A 19,472-nucleotide genomic window follows, 5' to 3' on the forward strand; every position below is an offset into this window, starting at 1 on the left:
TAGAGAAAATTCTCGGTCCGGGAGGACAGGCATGTTTGTTTCATTCAACACTTTCAACCCAATCAATTTCTTCACGGCGCGTTTGAAAGAGCGCATTTTCAAGGCATTCACGGCACCATTGGTCCTGGCTGCAACGATCGCGATGGTTCCAGCGGCCCATGCCCAGGACCGGCGCATCTTGACGATCGATGATGCGGACTTCTTCGGTGGCGACTATCGAACCGTCAAGGATGTCGACCTGAATGGCTGCACCAGCGCCTGCCTTGAGGACAACCAGTGCCGTGCCTTCACGTTCAACACTTCCGCGGGCTGGTGTTTCCTCAAGTCGGATTTCGGAGAACTCCAGAGTTTCCAGGGTGCCATCGCGGGCCGCGTCGTCGAGGTTCAGGCACCGCGTGCCGACGAAAGCGCCGACCGCAAGGCCGAGCTGGCCTTTGTGCCGCGCGCGCAGCTGGAAAGCGCGGAAACCTATTCGCAGAGCCTCGCTAATCTCAAAAGGACAACGCGGGCGACGGTCGAACAGCTGCGTGCGGAAGGTCTTGCCGCCCTCAGGAACCGCAACGCAGCGCTCGCAGAAGCAGATTTCGCGCAGCTGATCGTCCTCGAACCGGGTGATTTCCCGGCCTGGACCCAGCTCGCCCTGGCCTTGCTGGCACAGAACCCGGAGAGTTGGCAGGAAAGGGAAACCAAGCAGAAAAATGCGGTCTCGGCGGCGATCAACGCCTACCTGCGGTCCATTACGCCGCAGGAAAGGTCTTACGCGCTGGACTTGCTCGGCAGCGCCCTGGCCCGCAGAAGCGAATTCAAGCCGGCGATCAAGTCGCTGAGAGCGTCGCTTGCGCTCGGCGAAAATCCGGACCTGCGCCGCCGCTACGACGAGCTTGTCGCGCAGCACGGCTTCCGGATCGTCGATCATCAGGTGGATTCCGACAGCACGGCCCCGCGGATTTGCCTTGTCTTCTCCCAGAAACTGCCGCTTGGCGAAGACCTCTCGCCCTATGTCACGGTCCGTGGTCCGACGACGTCCTCTATCGAGGCCGAGGGAACGCAGATCTGTGCCGACGGCCTTGAACATGGCGCCCGCTACCAGGTCACCGCGCGCAGCGGACTGCCGGCGGCGGACGGCGAGAAGCTGGAGAAGACCTCCGAACTCTCCATTTACGTAAAGGACCGGTCGCCATCGGTTCACTTCCTGAGCCGGTCCTACGTCCTGCCCTCCGGCGGCAACCCGACGATCCCGATCGTGTCGGTCAACACGAACGAAGTCGAGACCACGATCTATCGCGTCGGCAACCGGTCGGTCGCCGATGTGTTGCGCGACAACAGGTTTTTGCGCCAGCTCGACCCGTGGCAGGCGGACCGGATCCAGGACGAACTGGGCGAGAAGGTCTGGTCGGGCGTCCTTGAAACGGAGAACCCGCTCAATCAGGATGTGACCACGGCCTTTCCGGTCGCCGAAACCGGTATCGACCTCAAACCCGGTATTTACGCGCTGACGGCCCGGTCGAAACTGGACGTCAGGAACAGGTGGGGAACACTTGCGACCCAGTGGTTTCTCGTTTCCGATCTCGGGCTGACCGCGCTCAGCGGCGACAATGGCATTGCCGCCAATGTCCGATCGCTCGCTTCCGCGGAAGCCCTGGAAGGCGTGACGGTCAGGCTGCTGGCCGTGAACAACGAGATCCTGGGTGAAACCGCCACAAATCAGGACGGATTCGCCGAATTCGCGGCCGGACTGACTCGCGGGCGGGGCGGATCCGCGCCGGGCGTGCTGATCGCCGAGACCGCCAGGGGCGACTATTCGTTCCTCGACTTGCGCAAACCGGCTTTTGACCTGTCAGACCGTGGTGTCGAGGGCCGCACGGCGCCGGGACCCCTGGATGTCTTCGCCTGGACCGACCGGGGGATCTACAAGGCGGGCGAGACGGTTCACGCGCAGGCGCTTCTGCGCAATTCCAAGGCCGTTGCCCAGGAAAACTTCCCGCTGACCTTTGTGTTCAACCGCCCCGATGGTGTGGAGCATGCCCGTTTCACCGTTTCCGATGCCGGGCTGGGCGGACATCTGCAGGATCTCGACCTCGGGACATCTGCGCAGCAGGGTATCTGGTCGTGGCAGATATTTGCCGATCCGAAGGGCCGCGCCCTTGCCCAGGAAACCTTCCTCGTTGAGGACTACCAGCCCGAGCGCGTCGATTTCGAGCTCGAATCCCGGGCTTCAGCCTTTAGCAGAACGTCGCCGACACCTGTCTCACTTGAGGCGAAGTTTCTGTACGGGTCGCCAGCCAGCGGCCAGACACTCGAAGGTGATGTGATCGTCCGTCCGGTGCGAACGATGACGGATCACCCGGGGTATGTCTTCGGGCTCGAAAGCGAAGAAACCTATGCGCGCCGCGGTGAAATTCCCTCTGGCCTCAAGACCAACGGCGAGGGCAGATTGACGTTCGATGTTGCCATGCCCGCATTGCCCGAGACGACCGCTCTTTACGACGGCACGCTTGTCGCGCGGCTCGTCGAGGCTGGCGGACGCTATGTCGAGCGCGACCTCGAACTGCCGGTTGACCTGGACGGTCCGCGCATCGGCATCAAGACAGCGTTCGACGGCGGCGTCGACGAAGGCGGACCGGCCGCCTTCTCGATCATTTCCGTCGGCGAAGACGGCAAGCAGATTGGAGCGTCCGGGCTGACCTGGACACTTTCGAAAGTCAACCGCCGATACCAGTGGTACCGGCTGGACGGACGCTGGTCCTTCGAACCGATCACGACCTCGCAGCGCGTTGCCGGCGGTGAACTCGAAACGACGGCAGCAAGTCCCGCCACGCTATCGCTGCCGGTGGAGTGGGGCGAGTACCGCCTTGACATCAAGGGCAGCGGGGCGCTCCAGACAGCGACGAGCGTCTCCTTCAATGCCGGATGGTACTCGGCGGACGCGACCAGCGACACACCGGACTATCTCGATGTGGGTCTGGACAAGTCCAGCTACCGGCCGGGTGAGGTTGCGAAACTGCGCCTCAAGCCGCAGATGGCGGGCATCGCCGTCGTGAACGTGGTCGCCGGCGGTTTACTTGCAAGCCAGAGTGTTGAGGTGTCTGCCGCGGAAACCGAGATCGAGATCCCGGTCAGCGACGACTGGGGCGCGGGCGCCTATATCACGGCCAGCCTGTACCGGCCGATGGACATCGATCAGAAGCGCATGCCGTCCCGATCCGTGGGACTGTCCTGGCTGCAGATTGATCCCGGCGATCGGACCATCGACGTCGACGTTTCCGCACCGGACCGGATCCTTCCGGAGACGACGCTCGACGTGCCCATCAGGCTTGCCAATCTCCAGGCCGGAACGCGCGCTTACCTGACGGTTGCCGCCGTCGATGTCGGCATCCTCAACCTAACCGACTACGAAACGCCGAACCCGGATGAATGGTATTTCGGTCAGCGCCGGCTCGGAACGGATATCCGGGATCTTTACGGACAGCTCATCGACAGGATGGCCGGCACGTCCGGCCGGGTCAGGTCCGGCGGCGATGCCATGTCGCTCCGCCTCGATTCGCCACCGCCGGACGAGGAGCCCGTGGCGCTGTTTTCCGGGCTTGTGGAGGTCGGACCCGACGGTGAGGCCTCGGTTTCGTTCGATGTGCCCGCCTTCAACGGTGCCTTGAAACTGATGGTGGTTGCCTGGACAGCCGACGGTGTCGGGCACGCAGAGCAGGAAGTGGAAGTTCGCTCGCCCGTGGTGATGACGGCAAGCGCGCCTGCATTCCTCGCGCCCGGCGACGTGTCGCGTATCGCGATCGAGATCGACAACGTTGACGGCGCATCCGGAACTTATGAACTGGAAGTCTCGGCGGGCGACGGACTCACGGTCGACAATGCGCCGAGACAGGTTCGGAGCCTGGGCATCGAAAACGGAGACAAGTCACTCGTGCTTCTGCCGGTCGGTGCGGGCGGCGCGACCGGCAAAAGCGAGCTGGTTGCAGCCCTGACCGGCCCGGACGGCGCAAGCTTCGTCAAACGGATAGGGCTCGATATCAGGGATACCCAACCGGAAACCGTGCGCCGGTCCTCGGTCCAACTGGCCGCAGGCGGGCGTTTGACCCTGAGCAGCGACAGTTTTGACGGTCTGAAGGCATCTACGGTCGACGTGACCCTCACGGCCGGCGGTGCCGCCAGCATCGACCTTGCCGGTCTTCTTGCGGCCCTCGACCGGTATCCCTACGGATGCACCGAACAGACAACAAGCCGCGCGCTGCCACTGCTTTACCTGAGCGAGGTTGCCGAGAGCGCTGGCCTGGGAGGCGACGACGCCATCCGCGAACGTGTGGTGAAGGCAATCGCCGCGGTTCTGGCCAACCAGTCCTCGTCAGGCGATTTCGGTTTGTGGAACAGCTATGGCGGCGGCGACACGTGGCTGTCCGCCTACGTGACCGACTTCCTGACCCGTGCGCGCGAAAAGGGATACAAAGTTCCCGATCTCGCCTTCACCACAGCCCTGGACAATCTTGAAAACCGGCTCTCCTACGCCTCCGATTTCCAGAATGGTGGGGAGGATATCGCTTACGCGCTCTACGTCCTTGCCAGGAACGGCCGGGCGTCCATGGGCGACCTGCGCTATTATCTCGACGCGAAACTGCAGGATTTTGCGACGCCGCTTGCCAAGGCACAGGTTGCCGCCGGTCTTTCGCTGTATGGCGAGAGGGAACGGGCTGCGATCGGCTTTTCCGCCGCACTTGCCGATCTCCCGCGCGATACGTCCAACATCTTCAGGGACGACTACGGCTCGCGCCTGCGCGACAGTGCCGCCGTCACCGACTATGTGGTCACGGCGTCTGCGGGCACGCAACTCGAGGACGAGGCCGTTGACCGGCTGGAAGAGGCCCAGGGGCAGACGCCGAACCGCTCTACCCAGGACATGGCCTGGCTGCTTCTGGCGGCGAACGCTCTCAACCAGTCGGCCGAGGAGGCACGAATTTCGGTTGCCGGCGCGGAAACGCCGGGGCGCCTTGCGTGGTCGCTGGCGGGATCCGAGATTGCCGGTTCGCCCGTCGAGGTCGTCAACAACGGCACTGCTGCAACGGATCTGCTCGTCTCCGTTTCCGGGCAGCCCGCTGTTCCCGAACCCGCGGGTGGCCGCGATTATTCGATTGAACGCACGATCTACGATCTGGACGGCAATCCGGTCGATCCGGCGGCGGTTCCCGTGAACACGCGTCTCGCGGTCGTTGTGAAGGTGCGGGCTCTCACGGGGCAGCCCGGGCGTTTGATGGTGGTCGATCGCTTGCCTGCAGGCCTGGTGATCGACAATCCACGGCTGGTGAGGTCCGGCGATATCGGAGGGCTCTCGTTCCTCTCAACGGTTGATTCGCCCGAGCATGCCGCTTTCTACGACGACCGGTTCGAGGTTGCCGTGGATCAGAACCGTCAGAGCGGCGAGGAACTTAACTTTGCCTACCTGGCGCGCGCCGCAACACCGGGCACGTTTGCACATCCCCCGGCGTCGGTTGAAGACATGTATCTACCGGACAGGAGAGCGATCACCGCGACGTCCCGCTTCACCGTGCTCGGACCGACCCGGTAAGTCCCGGCATGCTGAAGCGTTCGCGACAAAAGAAGAAGCTGAACTACAGGCGATCGCTCGTCGCCGCCGGTTTCCTCTGCGCCGTTTCCTCCGCTTTGGCTGCGTGGAAGGTCCACGGCGACTACACGTCTCTGCCGGAGCCGCCCGGTGTTGCGGACCTGCCGCTCTCGGTCGTTGTGCTTGACCGCGATGATCGTCTGCTGAGGGCCTTTGTCAGCGACGACGACAAATGGCGGCTGCCGGTGGAACTGGGTGACATTGACCCGCTCTATTTCGACATGCTGCTCGCTTTCGAGGACAAGCGCTTCTTCGAGCATGGCGGCATCGATGCGCGCGCGCTTCTGCGCTCTGCCGCACACAGCGCGCGCGCGGGACGCATTGTGTCGGGCGGCTCGACGCTGACGATGCAGGTCGCCCGCCTGCTCGAGGAAAAGCCGACAAAAAGCGTTCGGCGCAAATACGAGCAAATCCTGCGCGCGATCCAGCTTGAGGAGACGTTCACGAAGGAAGACATCCTTCGTCTCTATGTCATGCGCGCTCCCTTCGGTGGGAACCTGGAGGGCGTGCGGGCGGCGAGCCTGACATGGTTCGGCAAGGAACCCGGACGCCTGACGTCCGCCGAAGCGGCATTGCTCGTCGCGTTGCCGCAAAGTCCGGAAACGCGTAGGCCCGACAGGTTCGCCGAAAACGCGCGCGCGGCGCGCAATCGCGTTCTCGCCGTTGCGGCGTCCCGGGGCGTGGTGTCGCCGGCCGAAGCGGCATCTGCCTCTGCGGAACCGGTGCGGACGCGTCGCTACGCAATGCCGTTGATCGCGCCCCATGAGAGCCGGCACGCGCGGAAAAATGCACCGGAGAAGGCCGCGCATCAGCTCACCCTGGACCGGGACCTGCAGGCAACGCTTGAGGCGCAGGCGCGGCGGCGCGTCGCCGACTTTCCTGCGCCGGTGTCGCTCGCGCTCGTGGTCGCCGATCACGCCAGCGGTGAAATCCTGGCCAGAATCGGAGCCCCCGATCTTCTCGACGAGGCACGGCTGGGACACATTGACATGACGCGCGCGGTCCGGTCCCCGGGGTCGACCCTGAAGCCGTTCATATACGGTCTGGCCTTCGAGGAGGGGATCGGTGTTCCGGAGAGCCTGATTGCGGACAGACCGGTCAGCTTCGGCGGCTATCGCCCGACAAACTTCGATCGCGCCTATCAGGGCACGGTCACACTTCGCGAGGCGCTTCAGCTTTCCCTGAACACGCCGGCAGTGCAGTTGCTGGAGGCTGTCGGCCCGGCAAGACTCATGTCACGTCTCGGGCGGGCCGGTGCGCGGCCGGTCCTGGACAGAAGGAAATCCGCAGGGCTGGCCGTCAGTCTGGGCGGGCTCGGCCTCACGCTGGGCGATTTGACCCAGGCCTATGCGGCATTGGCAAGGGGAGGCGAGAAAACCCGCCTGACGGCTTGCCGCTACACATGCCGGCCAGTGCCTGGCGTTAAGTCCGGCGGACGCGTTCTATCTGAAAAGGCAGCGGTCATGGTGAGCGACATCCTGATCGGCATGCCGCAGCCGAGAAGCGCGCAATCGCACCACATTGCCTACAAGACCGGGACTTCATATGGCTACAGGGACGCATGGGCGGTCGGGTATGACGGCCGTTTCGTCGCCGCGGTCTGGGTCGGGCGGCCCGACGGGTCTCCCGTTCCCGGGCAGACGGGGCAAAAGACGGCCGTGCCGATTCTCCACGAAGTTTTTCAAAAACTCGGTCCGGACCGGGAAACCCTGCCGGCCTATCCTGCGGCTGTCAGTGCGCTGCTCGATGGTACCGTGCCCGTATCCTTGCGCTATGCACGCACATCGGCGAACCGCGCCGCTGACCGTATGGAGGACAAGTTGTCGATCTCCTATCCGCCAGCGGGAGCAGAGCTGGATCTGGGTTTCGGCACAAGTCTGGGGGGGCTTAGGGCGGCACAACCCATTGTCGTGAAATTCAAAGGCGGGACGGGCCCATACGCGATTCTCGTCAATGGCCGGCCGCATCGCCTGGATGCGTTGCAGAATCAACTTGTCTGGCATCCGGAAGCGCCAGGTTACGCACACGTGACGATCCTCGACGCGATTGGCGGAAGTGCATCTGTTTCGTTCATTATGCATTAAATTATTGAAAAATATAGTAAAATTCTTCCGTCAAACTTGCTGGCAGCACGGGTCGCCGTTACAATCCGCGGCCAGGAGAGCGTATCCGCGCGCATTCTGAAAAGCTAACTTAAGGTAACTGAAAGTAACGATCGCTCGCGTATTGCGCGCAGATCGATTGCACAAGTATAAAATAAATAAATATAAAAATTAAATATCAGAATAAATGAAGGATAATTATAGATTCCACTAAAAATGGCCATTTTTGATTAATTTTCATATTAAATATACAAAAAATTGTACTTTTGTGACGGTCTAAGCTTGAAAAATACAACCTGAAGATTCGCAAATGGAGATTGTATTTTACAATCTCTGGCATTCTACGTAAAATCGGCAGAATTCTGCGGTATTTTGAAATCTGGAATCGAAAAACAATAAAAAACAGTAACTTAATTTGTTGCCAAAATAACACATCCCGTTTGAGTTGTGCAACCTAAGCATGTTTTTGGCTTGAAGCCGGGGGAGGGATCTGGTTTTAAGAAAGTCGCGATAACGAGTATTCGTCTCGGAAAATAATTCAAATGATGAGCAATTGAGTTGTTTTTCTTGAAAATCGCGGGGGTAGACCTTGTCACGTCATTTTGGGCGGGGTGAGGCTCTAATTGAAATGACTGTTTGGAGGTCAAAATGAAACTCAAGGGCTTGATGCTCGGCGTGGCAGCTGCTGCTACCGCTACCACCGCTCAGGCGGCCGATCTTCCGGTTGCTCCGGAGCCGGTTGACTACGTTCGCGTCTGTGACGCTTACGGTTCTCGCTTCTACTACATCCCGGGCACCGAAACCTGCCTGCGCGTTGGTGGCCGTCTGCGTACGCAGTTCGTTGTCAACAACGTTCTCGACAACGACGACTTCGACACAACGTCCGGCTGGCAGAACCGCGACGCGGACGGCTATTCCTGGCTGACGCGTGGTTACGCATACCTTGATGCCCGTAACGCGACCGAATTCGGCACCCTGCGTGCATATGTCGGTCTGCGTATGGACATCACCAACGGCAACAGCGGCTTCAAGCTGGACGCTGGTTACATCCAGTGGGGCGGCCTGACAGCTGGTTACCTCGGCTCCAACTTCAACATCTACACCGGTCAGGTGTTCATGGGTGTTGTCACGCGTGACTGGTCCGACTCCACGGTCAACCAGCTCGCTTACACCGCTGCTTTCGGCAACGGTTTCTCCGCGACGCTGGCTCTGGAAGACCGTTCCGGCCGCGAAGTCGGCGACTACGGCGGAACCCGTATGCCTGACGTTGTTGCTGCCCTCAGCGTTTCCCAGGGTTGGGGTTCTGCACAGCTCTCCGCTGCTCTGCACCAGGTTTACCCGGACGCTGCCTTCAACAGCACCAACGCTTCTGGCGATGAAGACAGCCTCGGCTGGGCAATCGGCGCCGGTGTGAACATCAACCTGCCGTTCGCGAACTCCGGTTCCAACATCTACTTCCAGGGCTTCTACGCTGACGGCGCACTGTCCTACATCGGTAACGGCATCACCGGCTTTGAAGTCACTACGGGCGGAACGACCTACTCTCCGTCTGACTACGACAGCAACGGTGACACCAACTCCGGTTACTCCCTGTCTGCTGGTCTGTACGTTCAGGCAACGCCGACCATCGGTCTTGCAGCTGACGGTTCGTGGGCTCACATCGACTCGGGCACCTCTGCTCTGGGTGACATTGATCGTTGGGCAATCGACGGTTCCGTACAGTGGCAGCCGGTTTCCGGTTTCGTGATGGGTGCCGACATCGGTTACTCCAACACCAGCTTCGACAACCCTGCCTCTGGCGCAACGGGTTCGACAGATGTTGACGAACTCCTCTTCGGTGTTCGTATGCAGCGCACATTCTAATCTAACGGTTAGAATCCTGACTGAGAGTTTCTGAACTCCGGTCAGTCATGCGGCCCGGCAGGCTCCAATCTGCTGGGCCGTCTCCTTCTGGATTTGTCGAATCTCAGCCCACCTTTTGCGGTGACTCGCCCCTGCTGCGTAAAACGAAAGCGTCGTTTTGTGCCGCTAGGAGAGGCTCTAGAGCGCTCATTTCCTAACAGTTTCTAAAGATCTCCCCCAATTTTGTGACATTCGCGCAACACCGGTTTTTGAAAACAGCGCTCGGGCAGGGTCGAACGCGTATTCGATGTTGAACCGCAAATGTGGATGCGTATGGTCATGGTGCGAGCGGCTTCGAGCCGCACTGGTTTGCATGCCACGGACATCCAACCTCCGATCGGAAGCAAACGCAGACTTAATTCGCGGGGACAAATGGCGCTTCTGTTTTTAGTGCCAATTGAAATGACTGATTGGAGGTCAGAAATGAAACTCAAGGGCTTGATGCTCGGCGTAGCAGCTGCTGCTACCGCTACCACCGCTCAGGCGGCCGATCTTCCGGTTGCTCCGGAGCCGGTCGACTACGTTCGCGTCTGTGACGCTTACGGATCTCGCTTCTACTACATCCCGGGCACCGAAACTTGCCTGCGCGTTGGTGGCCGTCTGCGTACGCAGTTCGTGATCAACAACGTTCTGGATGACGACGACACACCGGGTGCATGGGGCGCTCGTGACTCCGACGGCTATTCCTGGCTGACGCGCGGTTACGCTTACCTCGATGCTCGTAACGCTACCGAATTCGGCACCCTGCGTGCATATGTCGGCCTGCGTATGGACATCACCAACGGTGCAAGCGGCTTCAAGCTGGACGCTGGTTACATCCAGTGGGGCGGCCTGACAGCTGGTTACCTCGGTTCTAACTTCAACATCTACACCGGTCAGGTGTTCATGGGTGTTGTCACTCGTGACTGGTCCGACTCCACGGTCAACCAGCTCGCTTACACCGCTGCTTTCGGCAACGGCTTCTCCGCAACGCTCGCTCTCGAAGATCGTTCCGGTCGTGAAGTTGGCGCTTACGGCGGAACCCGTATGCCTGACATCGTTGCTGCTCTCGGCGTATCCCAGGGCTGGGGTGCTGCACAGCTCTCCGCTGCTCTGCACCAGGTTTACCCGGATGCAGCCTTCAACAGCACCAACGCTTCTGGCGATGAAGACAGCCTCGGCTGGGCAATCGGCGCCGGCGTGAACGTCAACCTGCCGTTCGCCAACTCCGGTTCCAACATCTTCTTCCAGGGCTTCTACGCTGACGGCGCACTGTCCTACATCGGTAACGGCATCACTGGCCTGACCGGCGTATCCGACTACGCTCCGGACGGAGACACCAACTCTGGTTACTCCCTGTCTGCTGGTATTTACGTCCAGGCTACTCCGACCATCGGTCTCGCAATGGACGGCTCCTACGCTCACGTAGACGTAGACAGCTCTTCCTCCTTCGGCGACATCGACCGTTGGGCAATCGACGGTTCCGTACAGTGGCAGCCGGTTTCCGGTTTCGTCATGGGTGCAGACGTTGGTTACGCCAACAACTCCATCGGTGGCACCGGCGGAAACTCCGACAACGACTTCGACGAACTCCTCTTCGGTGTTCGTATGCAGCGTACGTTCTAATCAATCCTCACTCGAGGTTTGATGGAAAACCCGGCGGCAACGCCGGGTTTTCTTTTTTGTTTCTAGACTTAAAAAAAGCCCGGGATTTCAATCCTTTGGGTGAAAAGCGCGCTGTCAGTGCCGCCGGTACCAGAGCAAGTGCGGCTCTCTGGCCTAAAGCTCCTTCAAAAATCGTGCGACCGCTTCGTGCGTCTCCGTTTCCCAAAGGACCGGCGCATGCCCCTGGCCGGGAATTGTCCTGAGCCGGGCATTCGGATGCGTTTCGATCATCCGATTGCAGGTTTCCAGACTGAGCAGATCAGACATTTCACCGTGAATCACCATCACCGGACGATCCAGCAGCCTGTCATAAAGCGGCCAGAGGTCGGGAGCGGGCGCAGCATCGTCCAGGCTGGCGAATTGATGCGCGAGGGCCGGGTCATAATCCATGACGAAACCGTCGGAAGTCTCGGAGGCAAGTTGGCTTGCGAGTTTCAGCCAGTCTTTGCGCTCAAATGCCGGAAACTGGTGTCCGATCGTGTGTTTCAGGTTGTCGGCGACCTCATCAAGTGAGCGCGCGCTCATCCGGTGACACAGTGTCGCCGCGATACGGTGGATCGCGCGCATCTCGATATGCGGCCCGACATCGTTGAAAATGACGCCGGCCATCTGCTCAGCAGAATAGCGGCCGGCCATGACAAGGGCGTGGAGCCCGCCCCGGGACGTTCCGAGGACGGCAAACCGTTTCAAGCCGAGTTTCTCAATCGCAAGAACGATGTCGTTTTCCTCGATCGGAAGCGCATAGTTCCGCCAGTCCGGATCCCAGTCGCTTTTGCCGCGCCCCCGGTAGTCCAGCGCGATGACGTGATGATTCTGCTTCTGGAGGAAGTTGGCTATATCATTGAAATCACGTGAATTTCTGGAAAGACCCGGCAGGCAGATGACCGGAATGCCGGCCTTGTCTTCGGCGACGTCCACAACCCAGTCGCGGCCATGAAGGGTAAGCCCTTCGGCGCTCTGCCAGGTGAAATCCCGCGGCTGCGGCGGCGGCATTTGCGCGCCGGCAGAGTGCGCGTCTTCAGGCGCGGTGCTCATTGATTGTCTCCGAAAGCGTTTCCTGGTTCTGTTTTCCAGAAAGATAGAGGCAGGCCAGATGCTCTGCCAATAGGAAAACAGCGTATTTTGCGGACCGCGCGGAGCGAGGTGTCTCTGAAAAGGCGCATTGCGCCGAATAAAGGGAGCGAATCCGGCTGAAGAGCAACGCAAGCATTGCCCCTTTTGCAGCGGATGAGTATGTTGCGCCTCCAATGAGACAGGGCAATCGCCGTTGCCCTGAAAAACACGACTCATCCAAGAGGAAACCGAGATGTTCAAAGGCTCCATTCCAGCGCTGATTACCCCGTTCAAGGACGGAGCGCTTGATGAGAAACGGTTTCAGGATTTTGTCGAGTGGCAGATACAGGAAGGCTCCAACGGCCTTGTTCCTGTCGGCACCACCGGCGAAAGTCCGACCTTGAGCCATGACGAGCACAAACGGGTGATCGAACTCTGCGTTGAAGCGGCTGCGGGACGCGTGCCGGTCATCGCCGGTGCCGGATCCAACAACACGGTTGAAGCGATTGATTTTGCCCAGCACGCCGAAAAGGCGGGGGCGGACGGTTTGCTGGTCGTGACGCCCTACTACAACAAGCCGAATCAGGCAGGGCTGAAAGCACATTTCAAGGCGGTGAACGATGCAGTCGGCCTGCCGATCATCATCTACAATATTCCGGGGCGGTCGATCATCGACATGACGCCGGAAACCATGGCCGAACTCTACGAGACCTGCGCGAACATCAAGGGTGTCAAGGACGCGACCGCCGACTTGTCCAAGACCAGCCGGCAGCGGCATCTTTGCGGTCCCGAGTTCAATCAGCTGTCCGGCGAGGACATTTCCGCCCTGGCGTTCAACGCACATGGCGGCGTCGGCTGCATCTCCGTCACCGCGAATGTTGCGCCGCGTCTGTGTTCCGAGTTTCAGGCCGCGACACTGGCGGGCGATTTTACAAAGGCACTCGACTATCAGGACCGGCTCGCGCCGTTGCACCGTGCGCTTTTCCTCGAACCGAGCCCCGGCGGGTCGAAGTATGCGCTTTCGATCCTCGGAAAGATCGAAGAGGAAATGCGCTTGCCTCTCGTTCCGGTGACCGAGGAAACCAGGGCCGAGATCCGCGACGCCATGGCGCATGCGGGTCTGATCAACTGAGCGAGCAGGGCGTCATGCCCTGAAGGACGAGAATGGCTTCGAAAAAGGGGGGCGATCCGGGACGGAAAATCATTTCCGACAACCGGAAGGCCCGTTTCAACTACGAAATCGAAGATACGCTTGAAGCTGGTATCGAGCTGCGGGGCACAGAGGTGAAGTCTCTGCGCAACGGGAAGGCGAATATTGCCGAATCCTACGCGGCCGAATATGGCGGTGAAATCTGGATCTACAACGTCTATATCCCGGAATATCTGCAGGCGAACCGGTTCAACCACGAGCCCCGGCGCCCGCGCAAACTGCTTCTGCACAAACGGAAATCGGCAAGCTGGCCGGTGCCGTGCAGAAGGAGGGCAAGACAATTGTGCCACTCAAGCTTTATTTTAACGACAAGGGCCGGGCAAAGCTCGAACTGGCCCTTGCGCGGGGGAAAAAGCTGCACGACAAGCGCGAAACAGAGAAGAAGCGAGACTGGCAGCGCGAGAAATCCCGTCTTATGAAGAACTTGGGTTGACCCGCGTTTTCCACATGTTGAAAACGCACCGCAACCGGGTTTTCGCGTTCTGTTGACATGTTGCGGATAACTTGTGGACTGCCTGTGAGTTTTCACGCCACCATGACGGCGCTGTTCAACCGGTTTTCCCGTGGACAGGCTGACGAAAACCTCTGGACGGGTGCCCGCTCGGCGGGATTGCATTTCCTACGCCATCAAACTTGTTAGAATGCTCCGCGTTTCGCCTGGAATGTGAACCGGCCGGCGGGTTTCCCGGTCGACCAACACGTGAACAAACCGGCCATGGGCCGCTGTCTGGTCTTCTTTGCCGGCAAACAAACCGATGCGGAAAACGACAGAGCTGGAGCCGAGTTTCTCGATTCTGAGACCTGCAGAAACAGTCGACGGAAATGTCAACTCCGAAAAGTAGTGACACCCGGTTTCGACAACGAGAAAGACCTCGGCACCGGTTCGCGGATCGAGAATGCCATTGTCGACATACCAGCCGTTTACGGCCGTGTCGAAGAAGCTCAGGTACTGGACATTGTTCACATGGCCATAAATGTCCACATCCATCCACCGCGTGGGGATTTCTCGAAATACCCGGAAGGCGGTTCGTGAAAGGGGCGTTGGGCGCATATCCTGTGGATAACCTGTGGAATTCATAGCGCGGATCTGTAGATATCCAAGGCGTCGGCCTCTGTCAGTTCGCGCGGATTGTTGACCAGAAGCCGTGTCTGTTTCATTGCGTCCCGCGCGAGTTTGGGAACGTCTTCTTCGCTGATGCCCAATTCGCTTAGCCGGGTTTGCAGTCCGAGCTTCGCGGCTAGTTCCGACAGCTTTTCGGCAAATTCCTCAGCGCGCGCATACGGGTCCGCAACGCCCGACAATTCTGGAAAGAGGGCGGGGGCAATCTCGGCATAGGTTGCCGACGCAACGCTGTTGTTGAACCTCAAGACATGCGGCAGCACCAGCGCGTTCGAGAGCCCGTGGGGAATGTGGAACGTTCCGCCAAGCGGATAGGCTAGCGCGTGGACGGCCGCGACCGGTGAATTGGCAAAGGCCATTCCGGCAAACATGGAGCCAAGCAGCATGCTGCCCCTGGCGTCTTTGTTTCGAGGCGTGGTGACCGCCGTTTCGATATTTGCCCCCAGAAGGCGCAGCGCTTCGACCGACAGTGTCCGTGAGACGGGATTGTTGTTCGATGACTTGGAGGCATAGGCTTCGATCGCGTGCACCATGGCGTCGATCCCGGTCGCCGCGGTAACGGCGGCAGGCAATCCCAGCGTCAGCAAAGGATCCAGCACAGCGATATCCGGCAGCAGGAGCGGGGAGACCACACCGCGTTTTTCTTCCTCGCCAACCGTAATGATCGATATCGGCGTGACCTCGGATCCGGTTCCCGCAGTTGTGGGGATCAGAATGAGCGGCAGGCGCGGGCCCCTGGCGTTGCCGATCCCCCAGGCGTCGTCCAGATCTTCACCGCTCTGCGCCAGCAATGCGACGAGCTTGGCGACATCGAGAGAAGACCCGCCGCCGAAGCCGACCACGGATGTTGCCTCGTGCGTTTTCGCAGCGGCGACCGCGTCTTCGACAAGCGCTCTTGGGGGATCCGCGACAACGTCCGTGAACTGCCCGATGTCGAGCCTTGCCTGCGTCAGTGCATCCAGAGCGGGTGCGTGCAGACCCAGCGAAACGATCCCTGGATCGGTGACGATGAAAGGCCGTTGTCCGAGACAGAACGCGGCGACGTCTGCAAGTTTCGACGCTGCTCCGGTCTCGAACACGATGCGTTGGCTGGTATTGAAGGTGAAAGGCGCGATCATGTCTTCCCCTGACTCGGTCGGCAGACAGATTGCCCGCTCCGGCCCGATCCGTCGAGGGGGACCATCGTGAAATATGGCAGAAACTGACAGGGGCCGTCAGGCATGCATGCGCGCGCCCTTGGTGATCTTGTCGGCAGTTTTCTTGTCCGCATGAAACGCGATCCCGACCACGCGCGCATCGTCCGGTGCGAACTTTTCGAAGACCGCCCGGTTCGCAACGTCGTGCCCGGTCGCAAACATGTCTTCGATGTATAGACTTGATTTCACGTCTCTTTGAAGCGCTCTTGCATGGATCTTCCGGATCAGCATCTCGTCGGCGGACAGGATGATGATTGGCTGGATGCTCATGGAGTGATAGCTGTTACCGGCAGCGTCGCGGTAGGCTTCACCGATGAGGTCCGGCTTTGCCGCGGCGATTCCGGTCGACAGAAACGCCGTTACATTGAGCTTTTGCCAGACGGCCATGTCTTCACGGACAACGACGACGAACTTGGTATCAAACATGAGGGAAAACTCCACGAAGGGCATCAGATCGGCAAGGGTTCGCGCCAACCTTGCGCCGGATGGAGACGCGGGTCTTGAACGTTTGTGCACCACGGACAGTGACTTAATCCGGATTGCCCCAGTCGAGAGCGGAATCGAACGGATCGAAGCCAGGTTCACGGGCAAGGGTTTCGACCCGCACAGGCATGATACCTACGCGATCGGTCTGACGCTGAACGGTGTGCAGACATTCCGCTATCGCGGGAGGTCGCATGCCTCGCTGCCGGGGCAGATCATCGTCATTCATCCAGACGAACTGCACGACGGAGGCGCAGGAACGGAAAGCGGTCTGCGCTATCGCATGATTTACATTCAGCCGGAAGACATCCGCAATGCGCTGGAAGGGCCCGGGACGGGGAGCCTGCCTCATCTCGCGGATCCCGTTTTCAGCGACCCGCAGCTGCAGGCAGTCCTGCGGGAAACGCTTGAAGACATCGAGACGGAAATGGGGGACCTCAGGCGCAGTTCGGTTCTTGCCGAGCTTGCTGCCGGCCTTCGCAGGTTAGGCGACACTGGCACCAGTTGGTCTGAGGGCCCATCGGACCGGACCGCCCTGGAAAAGTGTGCCGACTTCCTGAAGGAAAGTTTCAGGGACCCCGTCCGGGTAAGCGATCTGGAAAGGCTGGCGGATCTCGATCGCTATTCATTGTCGCGGCAATTCAAGCGGGCTTACGGTACAAGCCCGCACCGGTATCTCCTCATGCGCCGTCTCGCGCATGCAAGGCAGCTGCTTTCGAACGGGGAACCCCTTGCGGCGGTGGCAGTTGAAAGCGGCTTTGCCGATCAGAGCCACATGAACCGGCATTTCAGGCGCGCGTTCGGCATGACCCCGGGCGCGTGGCGGCGGCTGACCGCCACCAGTGCTGAAAGCTAGTCTAAAGCGATCCCGGACCGAACTTGTTGGAACGCGGGAAGCCGGTCGGCGGCAGACGTCCGGCATTGCCGCGATCCCCGCGCCAGTCGGCGAGTTCGTCCATCGTCCGCGTGAAGCTGCGGCCCGAACTGTCGGTCCAGGTCAGGCCGTCTTCCGCCTTGAAGACCCGGATGTCGGCGACTTTTCCGTCGCGGTAACGCTGCAGCCGCACGCCGCGGCCACGGCCCATCTGCGCCACCTGTGCGAGTGGGAAGACAAGAAGCTTCCGGTTTTCGCCGATGATCGCAACGTGATCTCCTGTTGCGTCCACGCAGAGCGTTGCTTCCGTTGGTGCGGTGAGGTTGAGAACCTGTTTTCCCTTGCGGGTGTTGGCGATCACGTCGTTCTCGCCGACGACGAACCCGCGTGCCTCGTTGTTGCACACAAGAAGGTTGCGCCCGGGCTTGTGAACGAACGCATTCACCACGTCCTGCGCCTCGTCCATTTCCACCATGAGCCGGATCGGTTCGCCGTGCCCGCGCCCGCCCGGAAGGCGGTCGGCGCCAAGGGTGAAGAACTTGCCACCGGTCGAGAAGACGAGGATCTTGTCCGTCGTTTCGGCGTGGAAGGACAGCTTCAGCTTGTCGCCCTGCTTGAAGGAGAGCGTGGAAAGATCGCTCTGATGCCCTTTGAGCGCACGGATCCAGCCCTTTTCGGAAATGATGACGGTGATCGGTTCCTTCTCGATCATGGCCTGCTGGATGTCGACAAGGTCGGCCTCGGGAGCTTCGGCCTTGTCCGTGCGTCTCTTGCCGATCTCGGTCTCTGGCCCGTAAACCTTGGAAATTTCCACGATTTCCTTGGAAATGCGCGTCCATTGGCGCGCGTCCGAACCGAGCAGCTTCGTCAGTTCGTCCTTCTCCTCGGTGAGTTTTTCGTGTTCCTTGCGGATCTCCAGCTCTTCAAGCTTGCGCAGGGATCTCAGCCGCATGTTGAGGATGGCTTCTGCCTGCACGTCGGTGAGCTCGAAGGTCCGGATCAGCTCGGCCTTGGCATCGTCTTCCTCGCGGATGATCCGGATCACCTCGTCCAGGTTCAGGTAGGCAATCAGATAGCCGGCAAGAACCTCCAGGCGGTGGTTGATCTGTCCGAGCCTGTGCTCGGAGCGCCGGATCAGGACGACCTTGCGATGGTCGAGCCATTCGCGGAGCACCTGCTTCAGGCCCATCACCATGGGCACCTTGCCCATCGACAGGACGTTCATGTTCAGCGAAAACCGGTTTTCCAGGTCGGTCAGCTTGAACAGCGATTCCATGAGCAGATTTGCGTCGACATTGCGCGACCGTGGCACGAGCACGATGCGGATGTCTTCGGCCGATTCATCGCGCACATCATCAAGCAGCGGCAATTTGCGCGCGGTCAGCAGTTCGGCGATTTTTTCGATCAGCCGCGATTTCTGCACCTGATAGGGAATTTCCGTGACGACGATCGACCATTGGCCGCGGCCGAGATCCTCGACCTCCCAGCGCGCGCGGATGCGGAAGCTGCCGCGCCCGGTGGCGTAGGCTTCGCGGATCGATCCCTGATCGGAGACAAGCAGCCCGCCGGTCGGAAAATCAGGACCCTTGATGAACTCGAGCAACTCGTCGACTTCGGCCCTGGGATTCTTGATCAGATGCAGACAGGCCTGGCACAGCTCAAAAGCATTATGCGGCGGGATCGAGGTGGCCATGCCGACGGCAATGCCGGAAGATCCGTTGCCGAGCAGGTTCGGAAACCCGCCGGGCAGGACGATGGGTTCCTTGTCCTCGCCGTCATAGGTCTCGCGGAAATCAACGGCGTTTTCATCAAGACCGTCAAGCAGGCGCTTGGCCGTGTCGGTCATGCGCGCTTCGGTGTAGCGCATGGCCGCGGCATTGTCGCCGTCGACATTGCCGAAGTTGCCCTGGCCGTCGATCAGCGGATAGCGCTGCGCAAAATCCTGGGCAAGCCTCACAAGCGCATCATAGACCGCCTGGTCCCCGTGCGGGTGGTACTTACCGATGACGTCGCCGACGACGCGTGCGCATTTCTTGAAGCCTGCTCCGGGATCCAGCTTCAGAAGGCGCATAGCATAGAGCAGGCGTCTGTGAACCGGTTTCAGCCCGTCGCGGACGTCAGGCAAAGCCCGGTGCATGATCGTGGAAAGGGCGTAGGCCAGATAGCGTTCTTCAAGCGCATCCTTGAGGTTGATCCCCTCGATGCCGCTCGGTGGTGGTGTCGTCTCTTTTCCCATATCTGTTTGCTAACCGTTTCACCTCC

The 19,472-nt window shown here is 60.1% G+C and carries 11 protein-coding genes and 1 pseudogene; 7 read left to right on the forward strand and 5 right to left on the reverse strand.

Annotation, left to right across the window (positions count from 1 at the left end; translation table 11 throughout):
* Positions 1–31: 31 nt before the first annotated feature.
* From ACO07N_RS18375 to ACO07N_RS18390, 4 genes are all read left to right on the forward strand, one after another.
* Positions 32–5,569: an MG2 domain-containing protein gene (locus ACO07N_RS18375; RefSeq protein ID WP_421982415.1), complete on the forward strand. Its 5,538-nt coding sequence runs from the start codon at positions 32–34 to the stop codon at positions 5,567–5,569.
* Between the two features lie 8 nt (positions 5,570–5,577).
* Positions 5,578–7,710, forward strand: coding sequence for a penicillin-binding protein 1C (gene pbpC / locus ACO07N_RS18380; RefSeq protein WP_421982416.1), 2,133 nt, complete (start codon positions 5,578–5,580; stop codon positions 7,708–7,710).
* Between the two features lie 666 nt (positions 7,711–8,376).
* Entirely contained in the window at positions 8,377–9,591 is a 1,215-nt protein-coding gene (locus ACO07N_RS18385) for a porin (protein WP_421982417.1), read from the forward strand.
* Between the two features lie 462 nt (positions 9,592–10,053).
* Entirely contained in the window at positions 10,054–11,235 is a 1,182-nt protein-coding gene (locus ACO07N_RS18390) for a porin (RefSeq protein WP_421982418.1), read from the forward strand.
* 153 nt (positions 11,236–11,388) lie between these two features.
* Here ACO07N_RS18390 and ACO07N_RS18395 read toward each other — a convergent pair whose 3' ends face one another.
* Positions 11,389–12,309: an alpha/beta fold hydrolase gene (locus tag ACO07N_RS18395; RefSeq protein ID WP_421982419.1), complete on the reverse strand. Its 921-nt coding sequence runs from the start codon at positions 12,307–12,309 to the stop codon at positions 11,389–11,391.
* 271 nt (positions 12,310–12,580) lie between these two features.
* Here ACO07N_RS18395 and dapA point away from each other — a divergent pair, with 271 nt between their 5' ends.
* Positions 12,581–13,459: a 4-hydroxy-tetrahydrodipicolinate synthase gene (gene dapA / locus ACO07N_RS18400; protein ID WP_421982420.1), complete on the forward strand. Its 879-nt coding sequence runs from the start codon at positions 12,581–12,583 to the stop codon at positions 13,457–13,459.
* Between the two features lie 32 nt (positions 13,460–13,491).
* Positions 13,492–13,970, forward strand: a pseudogene (smpB, locus tag ACO07N_RS18405) (SsrA-binding protein SmpB).
* Between the two features lie 186 nt (positions 13,971–14,156).
* Here the strand turns inward: smpB and ACO07N_RS18410 are convergent.
* From ACO07N_RS18410 to ACO07N_RS18420, 3 genes are all read right to left on the reverse strand, one after another.
* A complete protein-coding gene (locus ACO07N_RS18410) occupies positions 14,157–14,588 on the reverse strand; it encodes an acyl-CoA thioesterase (protein ID WP_421982421.1) in 432 nt (143 codons plus the stop codon).
* 23 nt (positions 14,589–14,611) lie between these two features.
* A complete protein-coding gene (locus tag ACO07N_RS18415) occupies positions 14,612–15,775 on the reverse strand; it encodes an iron-containing alcohol dehydrogenase (protein ID WP_421982422.1) in 1,164 nt (387 codons plus the stop codon).
* A 96-nt stretch (positions 15,776–15,871) separates the two neighbouring features.
* A complete protein-coding gene (locus ACO07N_RS18420) occupies positions 15,872–16,279 on the reverse strand; it encodes a DUF2000 family protein (protein ID WP_421982423.1) in 408 nt (135 codons plus the stop codon).
* Between ACO07N_RS18420 and ACO07N_RS18425 the strand changes: the two genes are divergently transcribed.
* Positions 16,278–17,192: an AraC family transcriptional regulator gene (locus ACO07N_RS18425; RefSeq protein ID WP_421982424.1), complete on the forward strand. Its 915-nt coding sequence runs from the start codon at positions 16,278–16,280 to the stop codon at positions 17,190–17,192. The genes ACO07N_RS18420 and ACO07N_RS18425 overlap by 2 nt on opposite strands.
* 1 nt (position 17,193) lies before the next feature.
* Here the strand turns inward: ACO07N_RS18425 and parC are convergent, their stop codons facing one another.
* A complete protein-coding gene (gene parC / locus ACO07N_RS18430; protein ID WP_421982425.1) occupies positions 17,194–19,446 on the reverse strand; it encodes a DNA topoisomerase IV subunit A in 2,253 nt (750 codons plus the stop codon).
* Positions 19,447–19,472 lie beyond the last annotated feature (26 nt).

The organism is Roseibium sp., from assembly GCF_965229775.1.
Taxonomy (GTDB): domain Bacteria; phylum Pseudomonadota; class Alphaproteobacteria; order Rhizobiales; family Stappiaceae; genus Roseibium.